Origin of the sequence: Streptomyces hokutonensis (assembly GCF_000376565.1) — a bacterium.
Classification (GTDB): Bacteria; Actinomycetota; Actinomycetes; order Streptomycetales; family Streptomycetaceae; genus Streptomyces; species Streptomyces hokutonensis.
On sequence record NZ_BARG01000087.1, the window covers coordinates 29820 to 47440 of the forward strand.

At 70.8% G+C, this 17621-nt stretch carries 20 protein-coding genes; 15 read left to right on the plus strand and 5 right to left on the minus strand.

Going from position 1 to position 17621, the window contains the following annotated elements:
- Nucleotides 1-6: 6 nt before the first annotated feature.
- Nucleotides 7-789, minus strand: a complete 783-nt coding sequence (locus SSP08S_RS57165; protein ID WP_043260244.1) for an IclR family transcriptional regulator — start codon at nucleotides 787-789, stop codon at nucleotides 7-9.
- A gap of 105 nt (nucleotides 790-894) precedes the next feature.
- Between SSP08S_RS57165 and SSP08S_RS44325 the strand changes: the two genes are divergently transcribed.
- From SSP08S_RS44325 to SSP08S_RS62165, 4 genes are all read left to right on the plus strand, one after another.
- Complete coding sequence (locus SSP08S_RS44325; protein ID WP_019074093.1) at nucleotides 895-1845, plus strand: 5-dehydro-4-deoxyglucarate dehydratase; 951 nt, start codon at nucleotides 895-897, stop codon at nucleotides 1843-1845.
- Nucleotides 1842-3131 carry a glucarate dehydratase family protein gene (locus SSP08S_RS44330; RefSeq protein ID WP_019074094.1) on the plus strand — a complete coding sequence of 430 codons (1290 nt, stop codon included), beginning with the start codon at nucleotides 1842-1844 and terminating at the stop codon, nucleotides 3129-3131. The genes SSP08S_RS44325 and SSP08S_RS44330 overlap by 4 nt, the downstream gene beginning before the upstream one ends.
- A 187-nt stretch (nucleotides 3132-3318) precedes the next feature.
- Nucleotides 3319-4482, plus strand: a complete 1164-nt coding sequence (locus SSP08S_RS44335; RefSeq protein WP_019074095.1) for a carbohydrate kinase family protein — start codon at nucleotides 3319-3321, stop codon at nucleotides 4480-4482.
- Nucleotides 4483-4613: 131 nt separating this feature from the next.
- Nucleotides 4614-4769 (plus strand): hypothetical protein, encoded by a 156-nt coding sequence (locus tag SSP08S_RS62165; protein WP_019074096.1) that lies wholly within the window; start codon nucleotides 4614-4616, stop codon nucleotides 4767-4769.
- Nucleotides 4770-4839: 70 nt separating this feature from the next.
- Here SSP08S_RS62165 and SSP08S_RS44345 read toward each other — a convergent pair whose 3' ends face one another.
- Nucleotides 4840-5556, minus strand: coding sequence for an FAD binding domain-containing protein (locus SSP08S_RS44345; RefSeq protein ID WP_019074097.1), 717 nt, complete (start codon nucleotides 5554-5556; stop codon nucleotides 4840-4842).
- 284 nt (nucleotides 5557-5840) lie between these two features.
- Between SSP08S_RS44345 and SSP08S_RS44350 the strand changes: the two genes are divergently transcribed.
- The 9 genes from SSP08S_RS44350 (at nucleotide 5841) to SSP08S_RS57170 (ending at nucleotide 13040) form a co-directional block, all read left to right on the plus strand.
- Entirely contained in the window at nucleotides 5841-6896 is a 1056-nt protein-coding gene (locus SSP08S_RS44350) for a PhoH family protein (protein ID WP_078532742.1), read from the plus strand.
- Between the two features lie 12 nt (nucleotides 6897-6908).
- Entirely contained in the window at nucleotides 6909-7406 is a 498-nt protein-coding gene (gene ybeY, locus SSP08S_RS44355; protein WP_019074099.1) for an rRNA maturation RNase YbeY, read from the plus strand.
- Between the two features lie 21 nt (nucleotides 7407-7427).
- Nucleotides 7428-8729, plus strand: coding sequence for a hemolysin family protein (locus SSP08S_RS44360; RefSeq protein WP_019074100.1), 1302 nt, complete (start codon nucleotides 7428-7430; stop codon nucleotides 8727-8729).
- A gap of 5 nt (nucleotides 8730-8734) precedes the next feature.
- On the plus strand, nucleotides 8735-8914 hold the full coding sequence (locus SSP08S_RS44365; RefSeq protein WP_158697297.1) for a hypothetical protein: 180 nt from the start codon (nucleotides 8735-8737) through the stop codon (nucleotides 8912-8914).
- Entirely contained in the window at nucleotides 8911-9270 is a 360-nt protein-coding gene (locus tag SSP08S_RS44370) for an MmcQ/YjbR family DNA-binding protein (RefSeq protein ID WP_019074102.1), read from the plus strand. The genes SSP08S_RS44365 and SSP08S_RS44370 overlap by 4 nt, the downstream gene beginning before the upstream one ends.
- Nucleotides 9271-9306: 36 nt before the next feature.
- Nucleotides 9307-9660 carry a cytidine deaminase-like protein gene (locus SSP08S_RS44375; RefSeq protein ID WP_019074103.1) on the plus strand — a complete coding sequence of 118 codons (354 nt, stop codon included), beginning with the start codon at nucleotides 9307-9309 and terminating at the stop codon, nucleotides 9658-9660.
- 298 nt (nucleotides 9661-9958) lie between these two features.
- On the plus strand, nucleotides 9959-10444 hold the full coding sequence (locus SSP08S_RS44380) for a hypothetical protein (protein ID WP_019074104.1): 486 nt from the start codon (nucleotides 9959-9961) through the stop codon (nucleotides 10442-10444).
- Nucleotides 10445-10630: 186 nt separating this feature from the next.
- On the plus strand, nucleotides 10631-11947 hold the full coding sequence (locus SSP08S_RS44385; protein WP_026179365.1) for a beta-xylosidase: 1317 nt from the start codon (nucleotides 10631-10633) through the stop codon (nucleotides 11945-11947).
- A gap of 79 nt (nucleotides 11948-12026) precedes the next feature.
- A complete protein-coding gene (locus SSP08S_RS57170; protein WP_019074106.1) occupies nucleotides 12027-13040 on the plus strand; it encodes a WxL protein peptidoglycan domain-containing protein in 1014 nt (337 codons plus the stop codon).
- On the opposite strand, the gene SSP08S_RS44395 is transcribed toward SSP08S_RS57170, so the two are convergent.
- Together SSP08S_RS44395 and SSP08S_RS44400 are read right to left on the minus strand one after the other, a co-directional pair.
- On the minus strand, nucleotides 12934-13272 hold the full coding sequence (locus SSP08S_RS44395; RefSeq protein WP_019074107.1) for a P-II family nitrogen regulator: 339 nt from the start codon (nucleotides 13270-13272) through the stop codon (nucleotides 12934-12936). The two genes, SSP08S_RS57170 and SSP08S_RS44395, sit on opposite strands and share 107 nt — an antisense overlap.
- Complete coding sequence (locus SSP08S_RS44400) at nucleotides 13269-14609, minus strand: ammonium transporter (protein ID WP_019074108.1); 1341 nt, start codon at nucleotides 14607-14609, stop codon at nucleotides 13269-13271. The genes SSP08S_RS44395 and SSP08S_RS44400 overlap by 4 nt, the downstream gene beginning before the upstream one ends.
- Before the next feature lie 153 nt (nucleotides 14610-14762).
- On the opposite strand from SSP08S_RS44400, the gene era reads away from it, so the two are divergent.
- Nucleotides 14763-15722: a GTPase Era gene (era, locus tag SSP08S_RS44405; RefSeq protein ID WP_019074109.1), complete on the plus strand. Its 960-nt coding sequence runs from the start codon at nucleotides 14763-14765 to the stop codon at nucleotides 15720-15722.
- A gap of 66 nt (nucleotides 15723-15788) precedes the next feature.
- On the opposite strand, the gene SSP08S_RS44410 is transcribed toward era, so the two are convergent.
- Complete coding sequence (locus SSP08S_RS44410) at nucleotides 15789-16646, minus strand: helix-turn-helix transcriptional regulator (RefSeq protein ID WP_019074110.1); 858 nt, start codon at nucleotides 16644-16646, stop codon at nucleotides 15789-15791.
- A gap of 118 nt (nucleotides 16647-16764) precedes the next feature.
- On the opposite strand from SSP08S_RS44410, the gene SSP08S_RS44415 reads away from it, so the two are divergent.
- Nucleotides 16765-17619, plus strand: coding sequence for an NAD-dependent epimerase/dehydratase family protein (locus tag SSP08S_RS44415; protein WP_026179367.1), 855 nt, complete (start codon nucleotides 16765-16767; stop codon nucleotides 17617-17619).
- The last annotated feature ends 2 nt before the right edge of the window (nucleotides 17620-17621 follow it).

Here is a 17621-nt window from a genome sequence, read left to right on the forward strand (position 1 = left end):
CCGGCGCTAGCGCCAGTGGACCGCCCCGCCGGCCGCCCGCGCCGCCGTCTCGATCTTGGCCCTGACCTCGCGCATCACGGAGACGATCTCCCCCTCGTGCTCCGGCGTCAGCCGGACCACCGGGACCGAGCAACTGATCGCGTCCAGCGGCGGGTTGTCGTAGCGCAGCGCGAAGCCGAAGCCGACGATCCCGAGGACGCCCTCCTCGCGGTCGACCGAGTAGCCGCGCGCGCGGATCGCCGCGAGGTCGGCGGCCAACGCCTCACGCGTGGTGTGGGTGTTGGGCGTAGCCGCTTCATACGGCCCGTCGGGCAGCTCCGCGTCGGCCCGTTCCGCGAGCAGTGCCTTGCCGAGGGCGCCGACATGCGCGGGCAGCCGCCGCCCCACCCGGCTGATGGTGCGCAGGTACTCGTGGGACTCCCGCGTCGCGAGATAGGCGACGTCCCGCCCGTCCAGCCGGCCCAGGTGGATCGTCTCGCCGAGCGCCTGGGACGCCTCGTCGAGATACGGCCGCACGGTCCGCACCCGCGGGTCGGAGTCCAGATAGCTGGTGCCGGTGAGCAGGGCGTGGATGCCGATGCCGTAGAGCGAGCCGGTGCTGTCGGTGCGGACCCAGCCGTGCGCGATCAGGGTCTGGAGGAGGGCGTACATCGAGCTGCGCGGTACGCCCAGCTCGTCGGCGAGTTCCTGGAGGCGCGCGGGACGGTCGCCGCGCGCGGCGAGCAGTTCGAGCAGCTCGACCGTGCGGGCGGCGGACTTCACCTCGCGGACGCCACCGGGCTCTGACATGGGGTGATGGTAGCGAGCGGGTGCGCCCCATTGACGGCTGCTGTTCGTGTATCTAACCTCTGTCTTCATACGTAGATAGCGTCTACATAGGGAGATGGCCCGGAGATGGCCCAGGTGAACGGCGAAACGGCGACCGTGGTGCGCAGGCTGCGGGACGGGATGGCGGGCGGAGTGCTCTCCTTCCCGCTCACCTCCTTCCACGACGACGGCTCCCTCGACCCCGACGGCTTCCGCGCGCATGTCGCCGCCCAGACCGCCACCGGCCCCGGCGCGATCTTCCCGGCCTGCGGCACCGGCGAGTTCTTCTCGCTGGACGAGGACGAGTACCGCACGGTCGTCACCATCGCGGTGGAGGAGGCGGCCGGCCGCGTCCCCGTCGTCGCCGGTGTCGGCTACGGCTGGGCGCAGGCCGCACGCTTCGCCCGCATCGCCGAGGAGGCCGGCGCCGACGCGCTCCTGGTCCTCCCGCACTACCTCGTCGCCGCCCCGCAGGACGGCCTGGTGGCCCAGCTCGAGCAACTCGCCGCCCGCACCCGGCTCCCGCTCATCGCCTACCAGCGCGGCCAAGTCGCCTTCACCGCAAGCTCGTTGAAGCGCATCGCACGCATCCCCGGCGTCATCGGCCTCAAGGACGGCCACAGCGACCTCGACCGGCTGCAACGCCTCACGCTCGCCGCCCCCGAGGGCTTCCTCTTCTTCAACGGCGCCTCCACCGCCGAGATCCAGGCCCGCGCCTACGCCACCGTCGGCGTCCCCGCCTACTCCTCCGCCGTCCACGCCTTCGCCCCCGAGATCGCCAACGCGTTCTTCGCCGCGCTGCGGGACGGCGACGACAAGACGGTCGAGAAACTGCTGCGCGAGTTCTACGTCCCGTTCGTCGAACTCCGCGACCGGGTCCCGGGATACGCGGTCTCCCTCGTCAAGGCGGCGGCCCGGCTGCGCGGCCGTCCGGTGGGCCCCGTGCGCGCCCCGCTCACCGACCCCACGGCCGCCGACCTGGCCGACCTCACCGCCCTGCTCACCACCGGACTCGACCTCGTAGGAGCCGCGCTGTGAACCTCACCATCGCCGACGTCCGGCTCACCCCGATCCTGGTCGCCGACCCGCCGCTGCTCAACACCCAGGGCGTCCACCAGCCGTACACCCCGCGCCTGATCGTCGAGATCGAGACCGCCGACGGGATCACCGGCCTCGGCGAGACCTACGGCGACACCAAGTACCTGGAACTGGCCCGGCCGTACGCCGAGAAGCTGATCGGTCGTCAAGTCTCCGACCTGAACGGCCTGTTCACCGTCGCCGACGAGGTCGCGGTCGACAGTTCCCGGACCTCCGCGCAGGTCGACGTCGGCGGACTGCGCGGCGTCCAGACGGCCGACAAGCTGCGGCTGTCCGTCGTCTCCGCCTTCGAGGTCGCCTGTCTCGACGCCCTGGGCAAGGCACTTGGCCTTCCCGTGCACGCGCTGCTCGGCGGCAAGGTACGGGACGCGGTGGAGTACAGCGCCTACCTGTTCTACAAGTGGGCCGACCACCCCGAGGGCGTGGCGAGCGAGAAGGACGACTGGGGTGCGGCGATCGACCCGGCCGGAGTCGTCGAGCAGGCACGGAAGTTCAAGGAGCGCTACGGCTTCACCTCCTTCAAGCTCAAGGGCGGAGTCTTCCCGCCCGACGAAGAGATCGCCGCCGTAAGGGCGTTGGCCGCGGCCTTCCCCGACCACCCCCTGCGCCTCGACCCCAACGGCGCCTGGTCCGTGGAGACTTCGCTGAAGGTCGCGAAGGAACTCGGGGACGTCCTCGAATACCTCGAGGACCCCGCGCTCGGCACCCCTGCCATGGCCGAGGTGTCCGCCGGGACCGACGTGCCGCTCGCCACCAACATGTGCGTGACGACCTTCGCCGAGATCAAGGAGGCGTTCACGCGCGATGCCGTACAGGTCGTGCTCTCCGACCACCACTACTGGGGCGGACTGCGCAACACCCAGCAACTCGCCGCCATCTGCCGCACGTTCGGCGTCGGCATCTCCATGCACTCCAACACCCACCTCGGCATCAGCCTCGCCGCGATGACCCACGTCGCCTCGACCGTGCCCAACCTCCACCACGCCTGCGACTCCCACTACCCCTGGCAGTCCGAGGACGTCCTCACCGAACGCCTCACCTTCACCGACGCCAAGGTCGCCGTCTCCGACGCGCCCGGTCTCGGCGTCGAACTCGACCGCGCCAAGCTGGAGTTGCTGCACCGGCGGTGGCTCGACGACGACGGCGCGCTGCGCGAGCGCGACGACGCGGCGGCGATGCGGATCACCGACCCGGAGTGGGTCACCCCCGCGATGCCACGCTGGTAGGAACCGGGTGACCGGATCCGGACGCCCCCGTCATGCGCAGCCGAGGGGGGCACCCGGTCCGCACCGTACGGCCCGGACCTGCGGTTGCCCGACACCGGCGCGACGGGCGGGTCCGGAGCGGGAGTCGCGCCCACACGTGCGTGGTGGTGCACACTGGCCTGATCCGCATCACGTCAGGGAGCGCACCGTGACCGCGTCCACCGCGTCCAACGGAAAGGGATCGTCGGCCGACCGGGAGAGGAGATCCTGTCCGGCCCAGGTCGACCCCCTGTCCGCACTGCGCGCGCCGGACGACCCGCCCTGGGACGTGTACCTCACCGGCACCGTCTTCCTCGACATCATCTTCACCGGCCTCGAATCCGCCCCCGTGCGCGGCACCGAGTCCTGGGCCCGCGGGATGGGGTCGAGCCCGGGTGGCGTGGCGAACATGGCCACGGCCCTGGCCCGCCTCGGCCTGCGCACCTCCCTCGCCGCGGCCTTCGGCGACGACCACTACGGCGAGTACTGCTGGGACGCGCTGGAACAGGGCGAGGGCATCGACCTCTCCGCCTCCCGCTCGGTACGCGGCTGGCACTCCCCGGTCACCGTGTCGATGGCCTACGAGGGCGAACGCACGATGGTCTCCCACGGCCACGAGCCGCCCCCGGAGACCGAGTTCAGCGAGGGCGGCGCCCCCGACTGCCCGCCCCGCGCGCGTGCCGCGATCGCCTCCCTCACCCCCGGCAAGCAGGCCCCCTGGGTCGCCCAGGCCGCGAGCGAGGGCACCCGGATCTTCGCCGACGTCGGCTGGGACGAGACCGGAGCCTGGGACCTCGCCGGACTCGCCGACCTCGCGCACTGCGAGGCCTTCCTGCCGAACGCCGAGGAAGCCATGCGCTACACCGGCGCCGACTGCCCCCGCGCCGCCGCCCACGCCCTCACCGAACACGTACCCCTCGCCGTCGTCACCCTCGGCGCGGACGGCGCCTACGCCGTGGACCGCCGCACCGGAGAATCCGCCTCGGTCCCGGCCATCGCCGTCGAGGCCCTCGACCCCACCGGCGCGGGCGACGTCTTCGTGGCCGGCTTCGTCACCGGCACCCTGGCCGGCTGGCCCCTCGCCGACCGCCTCGCCTTCGCCGGCCTCACCGCCGCCCTCTCCGTCCAGGAGTTCGGCGGCTCCCTCTCCGCCCCCGGCTGGTCCGAGATCGGCGCCTGGTGGCGCAAGGTCCAGTCGGTCGAGGGCCAGGACCCGACGGCCCTGAACCGGTACGCGTTCCTGGCCGGACTCGTCCCGGAGGAACAGGGCGGGGCCAGTCCCTGGCCGCTGCGGCGGGCGGTGCCGACGATCGGGTTCGGGCGGTCGGCCTAGGGCGGACCGAGGGAGTTCAGAGCACCCGTCGGCCCAGCTCGGTCACCGTCTCGTGGATCGCGGTGAGCGCGTCGTGCTGGCGTACTCGGCGGCCAGGTCCGCGGCGCGCTCGCGTCGAGCCGGCCGAACTCGTGGCCGAGCCGTTCGTCGAGACACCGGTGAGCCGGGGCAACCGCCTCGCTACCGACGCGGCCTTCGCGCCGGCCGTGCCCGAGGGACACCCGCTGAGCGCACCGGCGACGGCACTGCTCCAGGTGGCCGGGAAACTGCACGAGCCCGGGTCGTAGGCGGACGTACACAGCCACACTCCCGACCCGTCGACCGCGTCGGGAGGGTAACGTTCCTGCGCTGTTCGGATCAGCAGGCCCCCGCCCGCTCCACCACCCCGACGACCTCTTCCCGTACGGCCTCGAAGACCGCCTCCGGCAGCGTGCCGAGCGGTGTGAGGGCCAGGGCGCCGAGAATCCGGCGGACATCGGTGTCGTAGGGGACGGCCTCGCTCAGCACGTCGTAGCCGTCACGCACGGCGACCCGCAGAACGGGCCGCTCCGCCCCCGTCACGGCGACCGCGACCACGAACGGAACCTCACCCCGCAGCACACCGGTCAGCTTGCGATAACCGGTGGCCACCGGCTCCCGCCAGCGCAGACTCAGCAGCAGCGGGCGCTTGGCCAGCAGCTCGGCGAGGTCGGTCTCGACGGGACCGTCCGGTTCCAGGACGACCGCGCAGGCGTCCAGCACCAGCGCGGGCGGCAGCAGACAGCGCAGCGTGCTGCCCACTATGTTCCCGCCGACCGTCGCGGTCCGGCGCACCGCACCGGTCCCCACCCCGGCCGCCGCCCGCCGCAGCACCTCCGGCACGCGCGCGTCGATCTCGTGCAGCAGTACGGCCGCGCCCAGCGCCCCGTCGCCGACAACCCTCGCCTCCGGCACCTCCCGCAGCGACACCGCCTGCTCCGGGAACCCGTCCCGTTGCCAGGACGCCCACACAAGGGTCGCCCCACCGACGGGCACCGCCCCCTCGGCCAGACACTCCTGCGCTTCGGACACGGACGTGGGCAGACGCACGAACACAGCGGCCGACCTGCTTTCCCTGCATGGCTCACCTGACGGACATAGCGCATTGTCCGTACATACGAGGGGGCGCGAACAGGGCTCACGGCGTCACCCTCTGCACGCTCCCTGCGCCGGGCACGCCAGCCGGAACACGCGCGGCGCCCCCGTATTTCGTGGCCCGACGGTCACCGAAAAGCCCTACGGCGTTGTCAGTGGCCCGGCGTACCCTGGAAATCACCAGGCCGCCCTTGTGGCGGGCGAGTCGTTTCGAGGAGGACGAGCAAGGCCTACAGAGCCGGCCCATGACTCAGACACCCACAGCTCACACCCCCGCGCAGGGACAGGCGAGAGCAGAGTTCACCGTCCCCGCCCAGCACGCCATGGTGACCCTCCTGGGATCCGGCGACGCTCTCCTGCGGGTGATCGAGAAGGCCTTCCCGGCGGCCGACATCCACGTCCGGGGCAATGAGATCAGCGCGGTCGGCGATGCCCGTGAAGTCGCCCTCATCCAGCGCCTGTTCGACGAGATGATGCTGGTGCTCCGCACCGGGCAGCCGATGACGGAGGACGCAGTGGAACGCTCGATCGCCATGCTCAGGGCGAGCGAGAACGGGGATGGCCCTGAGGAGACACCGGCCGAGGTGCTCACCCAGAACATCCTGTCCTCGCGAGGCCGCACGATCCGCCCCAAGACCCTCAACCAGAAGCGCTACGTCGACGCGATCGACAAGAACACGATCGTCTTCGGCATCGGCCCCGCCGGCACCGGCAAGACCTACCTCGCCATGGCCAAGGCCGTCCAGGCCCTCCAGGCGAAGCAGGTCGACCGCATCATCCTGACCCGCCCGGCGGTCGAGGCGGGCGAGCGGCTGGGATTCCTCCCGGGCACGCTCTACGAGAAGATCGACCCGTACCTGCGCCCCCTCTACGACGCGCTGCACGACATGCTGGACCCGGACTCGATCCCGAAGCTGATGGCGGCGGGGACGATCGAGGTGGCGCCGCTGGCATACATGCGTGGTCGCACTTTGAATGACGCCTTCATCATCCTGGACGAGGCCCAGAACACGAGCCCCGAGCAGATGAAGATGTTCCTCACCCGGCTCGGCTTCGAGTCGAAGATCGTGATCACCGGTGACGTGACGCAGGTGGACCTGCCGAGCGGGACGAAGTCGGGGCTGCGGCAGGTGCAGGACATCCTGGAGGGGGTCGACGACGTGCACTTCTCCCGCCTGTCGTCGGCGGACGTCGTACGGCACAAGCTGGTCGGCCGTATCGTCGACGCGTACGAGAAGTACGACAGCGAGAACGGTACGGAGAACGGCACCCACAAGGGTGCCCGTGACAAGCGGAAGTAGACCAGCACGACCATGTCGATCGACGTCAACAACGAGTCCGGAACCGAGGTCGACGAGCAGGCGATCCTCGACATCGCCCGCTACGCGCTCGCGCGGATGCGCATCCACCCGCTCTCCGAACTGTCGGTGATCGTCGTGGACGAGAACGCCATGGAGCAGCTCCACATCCAGTGGATGGACCTGCCCGGGCCGACCGATGTCATGTCCTTCCCGATGGACGAGCTGCGTCCGCCGAGCAAGGACGACGAGGAGCCTCCGCAGGGGCTCCTCGGTGACATCGTGCTGTGCCCGGAGGTCGCCGCGAAGCAGGGGGCCGAGGCGGAGACGCAGCACACCATGGACGAGGAGCTCCAACTCCTCACCGTCCACGGTGTGTTGCACCTCCTCGGGTACGACCACGAGGAGCCCGACGAGAAGGCCGAGATGTTCGGTCTGCAGGCCGCCATCGTGGACGGCTGGCGCGCGGAGAGGGGCCACGACGGCCCCTCCCCGGCGCCGACGGTCTCCTAGGGCACCGGGGCACCGTCTCTCATGAGTCCTCAGATCGTCGTCGGCGCCATCGCCCTGGTCGTGGTCGCCTGGCTCGCCGCCTGCGCGGAGGCGGGCCTCGCGCGCGTCTCCAGCTTCCGCGCCGAGGAGGCCGTACGGTCCGGCCGGCGCGGCAGCGCGAAGCTCGCGCAGGTCGCCGCCGACCCGACCCGCTATCTCAATGTCGCCCTGCTGGTCAGGGTGGCCTGCGAGATGGCCGCCGCCGCGCTGGTCACCTACGAGTGTCTCCAGGTGATCCACGGCACCGCGCCCGCGCTGCTCGCCGCGATCGGCGTCATGGTCCTCGTGTCGTACGTCGCGGTGGGGGTGTCCCCGCGCACGATCGGGCGGCAGCATCCGCTGAACACGGCCACGGCGGCGGCGTACGTGCTGCTGCCGCTCGCGCGGATCATGGGCCCGATCCCGTATCTCCTGATCCTCATCGGCAACGCGCTCACGCCCGGCAAGGGTTTCCGGCGCGGTCCGTTCGCGTCCGAGGCGGAACTGCGCGCGCTGGTGGATCTCGCCGAGAAGGAGTCGCTGATCGAGGACGAGGAGCGCCGGATGGTGCACTCGGTCTTCGAGCTCGGCGACACCCTCGTGCGTGAAGTCATGGTCCCCCGCACGGACTTGGTGGTCATCGAGCGCTACAAGACGATCCGTCAGGCCCTGACCCTCGCGCTCCGCTCCGGCTTCTCGCGGATCCCGGTGACCGGGGAGAGCGAGGACGACATCGTCGGGATCGTGTATCTGAAGGACCTGGTCCGCAAGACGCACATCAGCCGGGACGCCGAGTCCGAGCTGGTCTCGACGGCCATGCGGCCCGCGAGTTTCGTGCCGGACACGAAGAACGCCGGTGATCTGCTGCGCGAGATGCAGCAGGAGCGCAATCACGTCGCGGTCGTCATCGACGAGTACGGCGGTACGGCCGGCATCGTCACCATCGAGGACATCCTCGAGGAGATCGTCGGCGAGATCACCGACGAGTACGACCGCGAGCTCCCTCCGGTGGAGAAGCTGGGCGACGACCGCTACCGGGTCACCGCCCGCCTCGACATCGGCGACCTGGGCGAGCTGTACGGCTTCGAGGCCTACGACGACGAGGACGTGGAGACGGTCGGCGGACTGCTCGCCAAGGCCCTGGGCCGCGTCCCGATCGCCGGTGCCTCCTCCGTCGTGGAGCTGCCCGACGGCCGCGGACTACGCCTCACGGCGGAGGCCTCGGCCGGCCGTCGGAACAAGATCGTGACGGTGCTGGTGGAGCCGGTGGGATCGGGCGACACCGAGGAGAAAGCGGAGGAGTGACGCGGGTGAAGGAAGCCGACGGGGGACCGGTGGCCCGGATGCGGGTGGTCAACAGCGGTACGGCCATGCTGGAGTTGATCGTGGAGCCGTACGGCAGCGACCACGGACATGTGACCGAGCTCCACGGCGGCGAGATCGACTGCGCCCACGGCCGCCCGGCGACCGGTGAGGAGACGACCGTATGACCCCCGGCGAACTGCGCGACTTCTGCCTCTCCTTCAACGCGGCGGTGGAGGACTTCCCCTTCTCTCCCGAGATGTCCGTCTTCAAGGTCCTGGGCAAGCTCTTCGCCCTGACCCGGCTGGACGGGCGGCCCCTCACGGTCAACCTCAAGTGCGACCCGGAGGACGCGATCCGGCTCCGGGAGGAGTACGAGGGGCTGATCGTCCCCGGGTACCACATGAACAAGCGGCACTGGAACACGGTGACGGTGGACGGGGACCTTCCGGACCGGGTCCTCAAGGAGCTGATCGAGGACTCGTACGACCTGGTCGTGGCCGGGCTGCCGCGTGCGGAACGGCTCCGCCTCGACCGGCCCTGAGGGACGCGCGGGACCGGTCCTTCGTATGCTCTGTTCATGACCGACAGCAGCGCGCTTGACCCCGAGGACCGCAAGATCGTCACCCTGGCCCGTTCGGCCCGGGCCCGCAATGGTGTGCCCGAGGGGGCGGCCGTACGGGACGAGACCGGGCGTACGTATGTCGCCGGGACGGTCGCTCTCGAGTCGCTGAAGCTGAGCGCGCTGCAGACGGCGGTGGCGATGGCGGTGGCGTCCGGGGCGAAGTCGCTGGAGGCGGCGGCGGTCGTGACGGGTGCCGACGGCGTTTCGGCGGAGGACCGGGCGGCGGTACGGGATCTGGGCGGGCCGGAGACGCCCGTGCACGTGGCTTCGCCGGACGGGAATGTTCGGCTGACGGTCGCCGCGGGCTGAGGTGGTGCCGGGGGCTCCGCCCCCGGACCCCCGATCGGCCCTGAAGGGGCCTCGTCCTCAAACTCCCCCAGAGGGGGCACCCCCAACGGGCTGATCCACACCCATGTCCAAAAAGTTGCCGTCCAGATTTCGCCCTTGCTCTCCCCCCGTCTCCCGCGCATCAATGGAACCGTAAGTTCCGACGGACCGTCAGATTCTGCTCGCGTGGCGCACCGCACCGCGTCCGTGAGGGGAGCTGAGGTGTTTCTCCCGTCCATCCCCACATGGCATTCCCAGACTCGGGAAGGGAACCGGATCCATGAAAGGCAAGCTGAGAAGCAAGCGAATCGGAACGGGTGCGGCACTGGTGACGGGGGTCCTCGCGGCCACCTCGCTGGCGTTCGCGCCCAGCGCGCTCGCCGTCACTCCCCAGACGGCGACGATCACCGCGGACTGCGGCATCTTCGGCGGCGGCGCGGCCACGCTCACGGCCACGCAGGACGGGACGGCGGCCACCATCACCGTCAACTCGTCCATCACCGCCCCGCTGGCCCTGGCGCAGGACTCGATCGCCTCCACCTTCACCTTCGTGAACGCGAGCGGCGGCACGACCGTCTTCAGCGGGACGGTGAACCCGGCCATGGCGACCGGCGACGCCGTCACCGTCGGTCCGCTCAGTGGCACCGTCGCCTCCGGTGACAGCCTGGAGGCGTACGGCGGCTCGCTGAAGATGACCATCTTCGGTATCGCGGTGACCTGTACGGCCACCGCGGCGCAGTCGCCGGGTCCGTTCGTGTTCGACTGAGAAGTCGCCCGACAATTCCCCCCACGGGCTCAACTGGGCCGTCAACTCCTGCCGTTGGGGCGGGAGCTGACGGCCCATCAGTTTATTTGTCCGTCTCCATTGACTTCTCACGCGATCCCCACATCAATGCCCCCTGTGGGCGCGGACGAGCCGCTGTGCCCACCGTCCTCAGGAGGGGGCACAGCCATGGCTACGACATCCCGAAGACGCCGTTGGGCGTCGTTGCTCGGGGTGACCGCGCTCGCGGTCGCCACGGGCGGCGCGCTGGCCTGTCCGGCCGGCGCGTCGACGAACGTGGACTTCGCCACGCACTGCATCCCGCCGGCGGTCGCGGGCATCCCGCCGATCGACGGCACCACGACCGCCGCGATCACGGTGGACAACGCCGCGCCCAAGGTCGGCGACACGGTCACCGTGACGTACACGGTGGTCAAGCCGGCCGCCAGCAACCCGACCGCGATCGCCCTGCCGGCCGACATCATGACGCCGACCGGGAAGGTCACCCTCGGCGGTGCCCAGACCGGCAGTGTCACGGTCGCCGGGCCCAAGAAGAACGACCCGGTGCCGGGCAACGGCGCCTTCCCGTCGTTCTCCATGACCGGCACCTTCACGGTCACCACTCCGGGCGCGATCACCCTCTCGCCCGGCGACTACAACATCCACACCAGCTACATCCTGGAGCTGGACACCCCCTGCACGGTGACGAACCCGCCGGCGCCGGTCTCGGAGACGGTCACCGCGACCGCCACCGTCCCGGTCAACACCCGTGCGATCAGCCTGAGTTCGGCCTCCGGCAACGCCGGTGACAGCGTCACCGTCACCGGCAGCAACTTCACCCCGGGTGCCACCGTGACCCTGGCCGGGCGCTCCGGCAGCGCGCAGACCGCGGACACGGCGACCGTCACGGCCACCAGCGCCGGCACCATCAGCGGTTCGCTCACCGTCAACGACAAGACGACGACCGGGATCGTGGCGTACGAGGGCAGTGCGTGGAGTGCCGATCTGGGTGCCGGTCCGGCCGCCTATGTCGTCAACGACACCACGCCCGTGCCGCCGGGGAGTCAGAAGCTGACGACCACCGTCAAGGCGGGCACTCTGTCGATGTCGCAGGCCGGGGACGCCGTGGGCCTCTCCGCCGTCGACTTCGGCAAGGGCGGTGCCTCCACGGGCGCCCTGAACACGGTGACGGTCCAGGACTTCCGCGGCGGACCCGCGGGCTGGTCCCTGACCGGCAAGGTCACCGACTTCACCGGTCCCGGCGCCAAGATCGATGCCGGGGCGCTGAGTTGGACACCCGCCTGCGCCACCAAGGCGGGCAGCCCGAGCACCTGCGTCGCCGGTTCGGCGGGCACGGTGGGCGGTTCGGGAGCGACGCTCGCGTCCACGCCCGACGGTACGGTCACCGGCGGCCAGTTCACCGTCGACGCCGGACTCTCCCTGAACGTACCGGCGTTCACGCCTCCGGGCTCGTACTCCGGCGTTCTGACGCTCACGCTCACCTGACCGTCCGAACTCACCTCCGGTGGCCGGGCGCCCGCACCCGCCCGACCGCCACACACCACGTCCGTGGGGGTCCGCACCCATGCGCAAGCTGTACGTCCTCCTCCTGAGCCTCTGCCTCGGTATGCTCGCCGCGCCCTCCACCTACGCGGCGGACAACGGCAGTTGGTCCGTGTACCCGGCCGCCTCGCAGATCGCCGCGCGGCCGTACTTCTATCTCTCCGCCGATCCCGGCCAGACCATCCAGGACAAGGTGGTCGTCGCCAACAAGACCGCGCAGCCCCTCACCTTCCGGCTGTACGCGGCCGACGCCTACAACACCGCGCGCGACGGCGGGTTCGCCGTGCGGACGGTGAAGGAGAGGATGCGGGGCGTCGGCGCATGGGCGAAGCCCGCGAAGTCCCGGGTAACTGTGCCCGCCCACAAGACAGTTACCGTGCCGTTCACCCTGCACGTGCCCGAAGGGGCCGAACCCGGCGACCACCCGGGCGCATTGGTGGCTCTTGACGAACGCGTCGACAAGGGCGACGGATCACTCGCGCTCGGCGTGCAGCGGGCCGTCGGCGCCCGTGTCTACCTCCGGGTCAGCGGTCCGACGCTCCCCGCGCTCGCCGTCGAGCACGTCCACATCTCCCATCACCAGCCGCTGGTACCGGGGTTGGGGAGCAGCGACGCGACGATCTCCTACACGCTGCACAACACCGGCAACGTCACCCTCGACCCGAAGGTGACGCTGAAGGCGCAGGGCCTGTTCGGCCGGACGCTGCTCTCGCGCGGACTCACCCGTATCCCGGCCGAGTTGCTGCCCGGGCAGAGCGTGAAGCTGACCGAGCCGTGGAAGGGCGCGCCCCAACTCGACTGGGGCGACATCACGTTGACCGCGAGCGCGACGGGTACGAAGCAGTCGGCGAGCGCGTCGTTCTTCGCGCTTCCCTGGCTCGCGGCGGCGCTGCTGCTCGCGGTCGGGTTCGTCGGGGGAGTGCTGGCGGTCAGAGCGCGTCGGGGCCGCGCTCGCCCGTCCGTACCCGTACGACCGTCTCCACCGGAATCGACCACACCTTCCCGTCCCCGATCTTCCCCGTCTGCGCGGCCTTGACGACCGCGTCGATCACGGCCTCCGAGTCCGCGTCGTCGACGACGACCTCGATCCGCACCTTCGGCACGAGGTCGACGCGGTACTCGGCGCCCCGGTACACCTCGGTGTGGCCGCGCTGCCGGCCGTAGCCGCTGGCCTCGGTGACGGTCAGGCCGTGCACGCCGAGCTCCTGGAGCGCCGTCTTGACCTCGTCGAGGCGGTACGGCTTGACGATCGCGGTGATGAGCTTCATGCCTGGGACGTGACCTTCTGGAGGGAGGGGACGGACGGGCTGACCGGGGCTCCGTGCCCCAGGACGCCGTGATCGTATGCGGTCTCGGCGTGCACCGTAAGGTCCAGACCCGTCCGCTCCTCCTCTTCACTCGCCCGCAGCCCCATCACCCGGTCGAGCAGCTTCCCGATCCCGTACGTCACGAGGAACGCGTACGCCCCTACGGCGACCACGGCCACCAGCTGCTTGCCGAGCTGGGCGAGCCCGCCGCCGTAGAGAAGACCTTCCGGGCCGCCGGTCATCGAGGTGACCGCGAAGACGCCGATCAGGAGGGTGCCGATGACGCCGCCGACCAGGTGGACGCCGACGACGTCGAGCGAGTCGTCGTAGTTGAGCCTGAACTTCCAGCCGACCGCGTACGAGCAGACGGCACCGGCGGCGAGGCCGACGACCAGCGCGCCCAGCAGTGAGACCGAGCCGCAGGACGGGGTGATCGCGACCAGGCCCGCGACCGCGCCGGAGGCCGCGCCCAGGGTGGTGGGGTGGCCGTCGCGCTTCTGCTCGACGAAGAGCCAGCCGAGCAGGCCGGTGCAGCCGGCGGCGAGGGTGTTGAGGAAGGCCGCGGCGGCGAGGCCGTTGGCGCCGAGCGCGGAGCCCGCGTTGAAGCCGAACCAGCCGAACCAGAGCAGGCCCGCGCCCAGCATGACCATGGGGAGGTTGTGCGGCCGCATGGCATCTTTCTTGAAGCCGAGGCGGGGGCCGACCACCAGGCACAGGGCCAGGCCCGAGGCGCCCGAGGTGATCTCGACCGGGAGGCCGCCCGCGAAGTCCAGGGCGCCGAGGTGCGCCGCGATCCAGCCGCCCGGGCCCCACACCCAGTGCGCGACGGGAACGTATACGAGCAGCGCCCACACGGGCACGAACACCAGCCACGCCCCGAACCGCACGCGGTCCGCGACCGCGCCGCTGATCAGCGCGGCCGTGATGATCGCGAAGGTGAGCTGGAAGGTGGCGAAGAGGAGGGTGGGGACGGTGCCGTGGACGGAGTCCGGGCCGAGGCCCGCCATGCCGGCGTGCTTGAGGCCGCCGATGAGCCCGCCGCCGAGGTCGTCGCCGAAGGCGAGCGAGTAACCGGCCGCCAGCCACACCACCGTGACCAGGGCGATCGACACGAAACTCATCATCAGCATGTTGAGGACGCTCTTCGTGCGGACCATGCCGCCGTAGAAGAGGGCCAGGCCCGGGGTCATCAGCAGGACCAGGGCGGTGGCGGCGAGCAGCCAGGCGGTGTCGCCGGTGTCGATGCGCCCGGCGGCGAGTGCGGCGGCGGGGGTCACGGTCGTCACGGTCGTCTCCAACGGTGTGGGGGCTCGTCAGAGGGTCACCGGCCCGGGTTTCCGGTTGTGCACGTCCGTGTTTCCGTGACGTTTCATTGCGTCGGGGTTACCGAAAGCTCACCGTGTGAGGCTCCGGTGGACTGTTGTGCGGCGCGGGCCTGTGGATCAGGGACAATGGGCGCCATGAGCGTTCGTACCCCGTCATCCAAGCCGTCCGAGGCTCCTCACCGCGCCGGCTTCGCCTGCTTCGTGGGCCGCCCCAACGCGGGCAAGTCCACCCTTACGAATGCTCTGGTCGGCCAGAAGGTGGCGATCACCGCCAACCAGCCGCAGACCACGCGGCACACGGTCCGCGGCATCGTCCACCGGCCGGACGCGCAGCTGATCCTGGTCGACACCCCTGGCCTGCACAAGCCGCGCACACTGCTCGGGCAGCGGCTCAACGACATCGTCCGCACGACGTGGGCCGAGGTCGACGTCATCGGCTTCTGCCTGCCGGCGAACGAGAAGCTCGGCCCGGGCGACCGTTTCATCGCGAAGGAACTGGCGTCCATCAAGAAGACGCCGAAGATCGCGATCGTCACGAAGACCGACCTCGTCGACTCCAAGACCCTCGCCGAGCAGCTCATCGCCATCGACCAGCTCGGCAAGGAGCTGGGGTTCGAGTGGGCGGAGATCGTGCCGGTGTCGGCGGTCGCGGACCAGCAGGTGGATCTGCTGGCGGACCTGCTTGTCCCGCTGCTGCCGGAGGGGCCGGCGCTCTACCCCGAGGGTGACCTCACCGACGAGCCCGAGCAGGTCATGATCGCGGAACTGATCCGGGAGGCGGCACTGGAGGGTGTGCGGGACGAACTCCCGCACTCCATCGCCGTCGTCGTCGAGGAGATGCTGCCCCGCGAGGACCGGCCCGCCGACAAGCCCCTCCTCGACATCCACGCCTTCGTCTACATCGAGCGGCCCAGCCAGAAGGGCATCATCATCGGGCCGAAGGGGGCGCGGCTGAAGCAGGTCGGGATCAAGTCGCGCAAGCAGATCGAGGCGTTGCTGGGGACGCCGGTGTTCCTGGACCTGCACGTGAAGGTGGCGAAGGACTGGCAGCGGGATCCTCGGCAGCTGCGGAAGCTGGGGTTCTGAGAGTCTCTCGCCCCCGCCGCCCCTACCCGGCCCGTCCCTCTGGGGCTCCGCCCCAGCCCCCGCTCCTCAGACGCCGGAGGGGCTGATTTCCGACATGTCCTGCACGCCTATCACCCGCAGCAGTTGGAGCCGTTCGTAGGACTCCGTTCCCGGGCGGGCCGTGTGGATGATCAGGAGGTGGTGGGCGTCCTGGTTGAGGAGGACCTCGCAGTCCAGTTCCAGGAGGCCGACCAGGGGGTGGCGGAAGCGCTTCGTGGACTGTCGTCGTACGGCCACCTCGTGCTGGTCCCACAGGTGGGCGAACTCCTCGCTGCCCGCCCGTAGTTCGGCGACGAGCGCGGCCGGTTCCGGGTCGTCGGGGCGGGCCGCGGCCACGGCCCGGAGGTTCGCCACGTGGGCGCGGGCGTGCTCCGGGATGTCCTCCGGTGGGAACAGTTCCCGTGAGGCGGGGTCCAGGAAGAAGCGGCGGAGCATGTTGCGCTCCCGGGGCGGGCGGGCGAACGCATCGCCCGACAGGGCCCGTGCCATCGCGTTCTGCGCGATCACCTCGCCGCAGTCGCTGGACACGTGCGCCGGGGTGTCGTGCAGCCGGTCCAGGACCAGCAGGAGGGCCGGCCGCAGGTGCGCGGTCCCGCCGCCCCGGCGCGGCGGTTCCTCGCCCGTGAGGTGGAAGAGGTGGTCGCGTTCGTCGTCCGTGAGCCGCAGCGCGCGGGCCAGTGCCGTGAGCATCTGGCGGGACGGGCGCGGGCCACGGGACTGTTCGAGGCGCGTGTAGTAGTCCACGGACATCCCGGCGAGCTGCGCCACCTCCTCGCGGCGCAGACCGGGCGTACGGCGGCGGGCGCCTGCCGTGAGGCCCACGTCGGAGGGGTCGAGGCGGGCCCGGCCCCGGCGCAGGAAGTCGGCGAGTTCGGCTCGGTTCACGCTTCCAGCGTGCGGCAGCCCGCCCGGCTTATCCAGGGACTGCCGATCCCCTGATCGGAAGGTCTCTCCCGGCCGCGGCCCGGCTGCCCAAGGCTGGTCGGGACGAGAGGAGCACATGATGCTGACACTGGTGACAGGCGCGACGGGACAGGTCGGCCGCCGCTTCGTACCGAGGCTGCTGGCGCAGGCGAGGGCAGGGGAGCAGGTGCGGGTGACCGTGCGGGACGCGGCCCGCGCCGAGCGCTTTGCGGAACTGGGCGCCGAGGTCGTCGTAGGTGATCTGCGCGACACCGACGCCCTCGGCAAGGCGGTCTCCGGCGTCGACGCGGTCGTGAACGTCGCCGCGTCCTTCCGCGGCGTACCGGACGAGGAGGCCTGGGCCGTCAACCACGAGGCGGCGGTCGCCCTGGGGAAGGCCGCGCTGGCCTCGGGCGTACGGCGCTTCGTGCAGGTGAGCACCGGAATGGTGTACGGCGTGGGACGCGGGCGCCCGCTGACCGAGGAGGACGAGAGCCGGCCCGGCGGCAAGATATGGGGCGCCTACAACGAGTCGAAGGTGGCCGCCGAACGCGAGCTCCTCGCTCTCGACACCATGGACGTCCGCGTCGCCCGCCTCCCCTTCGTCTACGGCGAGGGCGACCCCCACCTCGCCAACTCCCTCATGTGGGCGAGCAATTGGGCAGCGGCCCAGCGCCTCCACATGGGCCACCACGCGGACGTCGCCCAGGGCCTGCTGCGGCTGCTGTACGCGCCGGGAGTCGCCGGCCGGATCTACAACATCGCCGACGACGCCCCGGTGACGGCGGTCGAGCTGCACCACCTCAACGGCGTCGAGGTGCCCGCCGCACTCCACGAGCACACGGATCCCGACCCGTGGTTCGGGATCATGTCCACCGAGCGGATCAAACGAGAGCTGGGCTACCGCCCGCTGTACCCGTCCGTCTGGGCGGCCCGGGACGCCGGCGCCCTCTGACC

Coding starts and splice junctions, on each gene's coding strand:
- SSP08S_RS44385 (WP_026179365.1), top strand. CDS start 10,631: ATGGCTACGACATCCCGAAGACGCCGTTGGGCGTCGTTGCTCGGGGTG.
- era (WP_019074109.1), top strand. CDS start 14,763: ATGGGCGCCATGAGCGTTCGTACCCCGTCATCCAAGCCGTCCGAGGCT.
- SSP08S_RS44380 (WP_019074104.1), top strand. CDS start 9,959: ATGAAAGGCAAGCTGAGAAGCAAGCGAATCGGAACGGGTGCGGCACTG.
- ybeY (WP_019074099.1), top strand. CDS start 6,909: ATGTCGATCGACGTCAACAACGAGTCCGGAACCGAGGTCGACGAGCAG.
- SSP08S_RS44370 (WP_019074102.1), top strand. CDS start 8,911: ATGACCCCCGGCGAACTGCGCGACTTCTGCCTCTCCTTCAACGCGGCG.
- SSP08S_RS44395 (WP_019074107.1), bottom strand. CDS start 13,272: ATGAAGCTCATCACCGCGATCGTCAAGCCGTACCGCCTCGACGAGGTC.
- SSP08S_RS57165 (WP_043260244.1), bottom strand. CDS start 789: ATGTCAGAGCCCGGTGGCGTCCGCGAGGTGAAGTCCGCCGCCCGCACG.
- SSP08S_RS44350 (WP_078532742.1), top strand. CDS start 5,841: ATGACTCAGACACCCACAGCTCACACCCCCGCGCAGGGACAGGCGAGA.
- SSP08S_RS44415 (WP_026179367.1), top strand. CDS start 16,765: ATGCTGACACTGGTGACAGGCGCGACGGGACAGGTCGGCCGCCGCTTC.
- SSP08S_RS44360 (WP_019074100.1), top strand. CDS start 7,428: ATGAGTCCTCAGATCGTCGTCGGCGCCATCGCCCTGGTCGTGGTCGCC.
- SSP08S_RS57170 (WP_019074106.1), top strand. CDS start 12,027: ATGCGCAAGCTGTACGTCCTCCTCCTGAGCCTCTGCCTCGGTATGCTC.
- SSP08S_RS44375 (WP_019074103.1), top strand. CDS start 9,307: ATGACCGACAGCAGCGCGCTTGACCCCGAGGACCGCAAGATCGTCACC.
- SSP08S_RS44325 (WP_019074093.1), top strand. CDS start 895: ATGGCCCAGGTGAACGGCGAAACGGCGACCGTGGTGCGCAGGCTGCGG.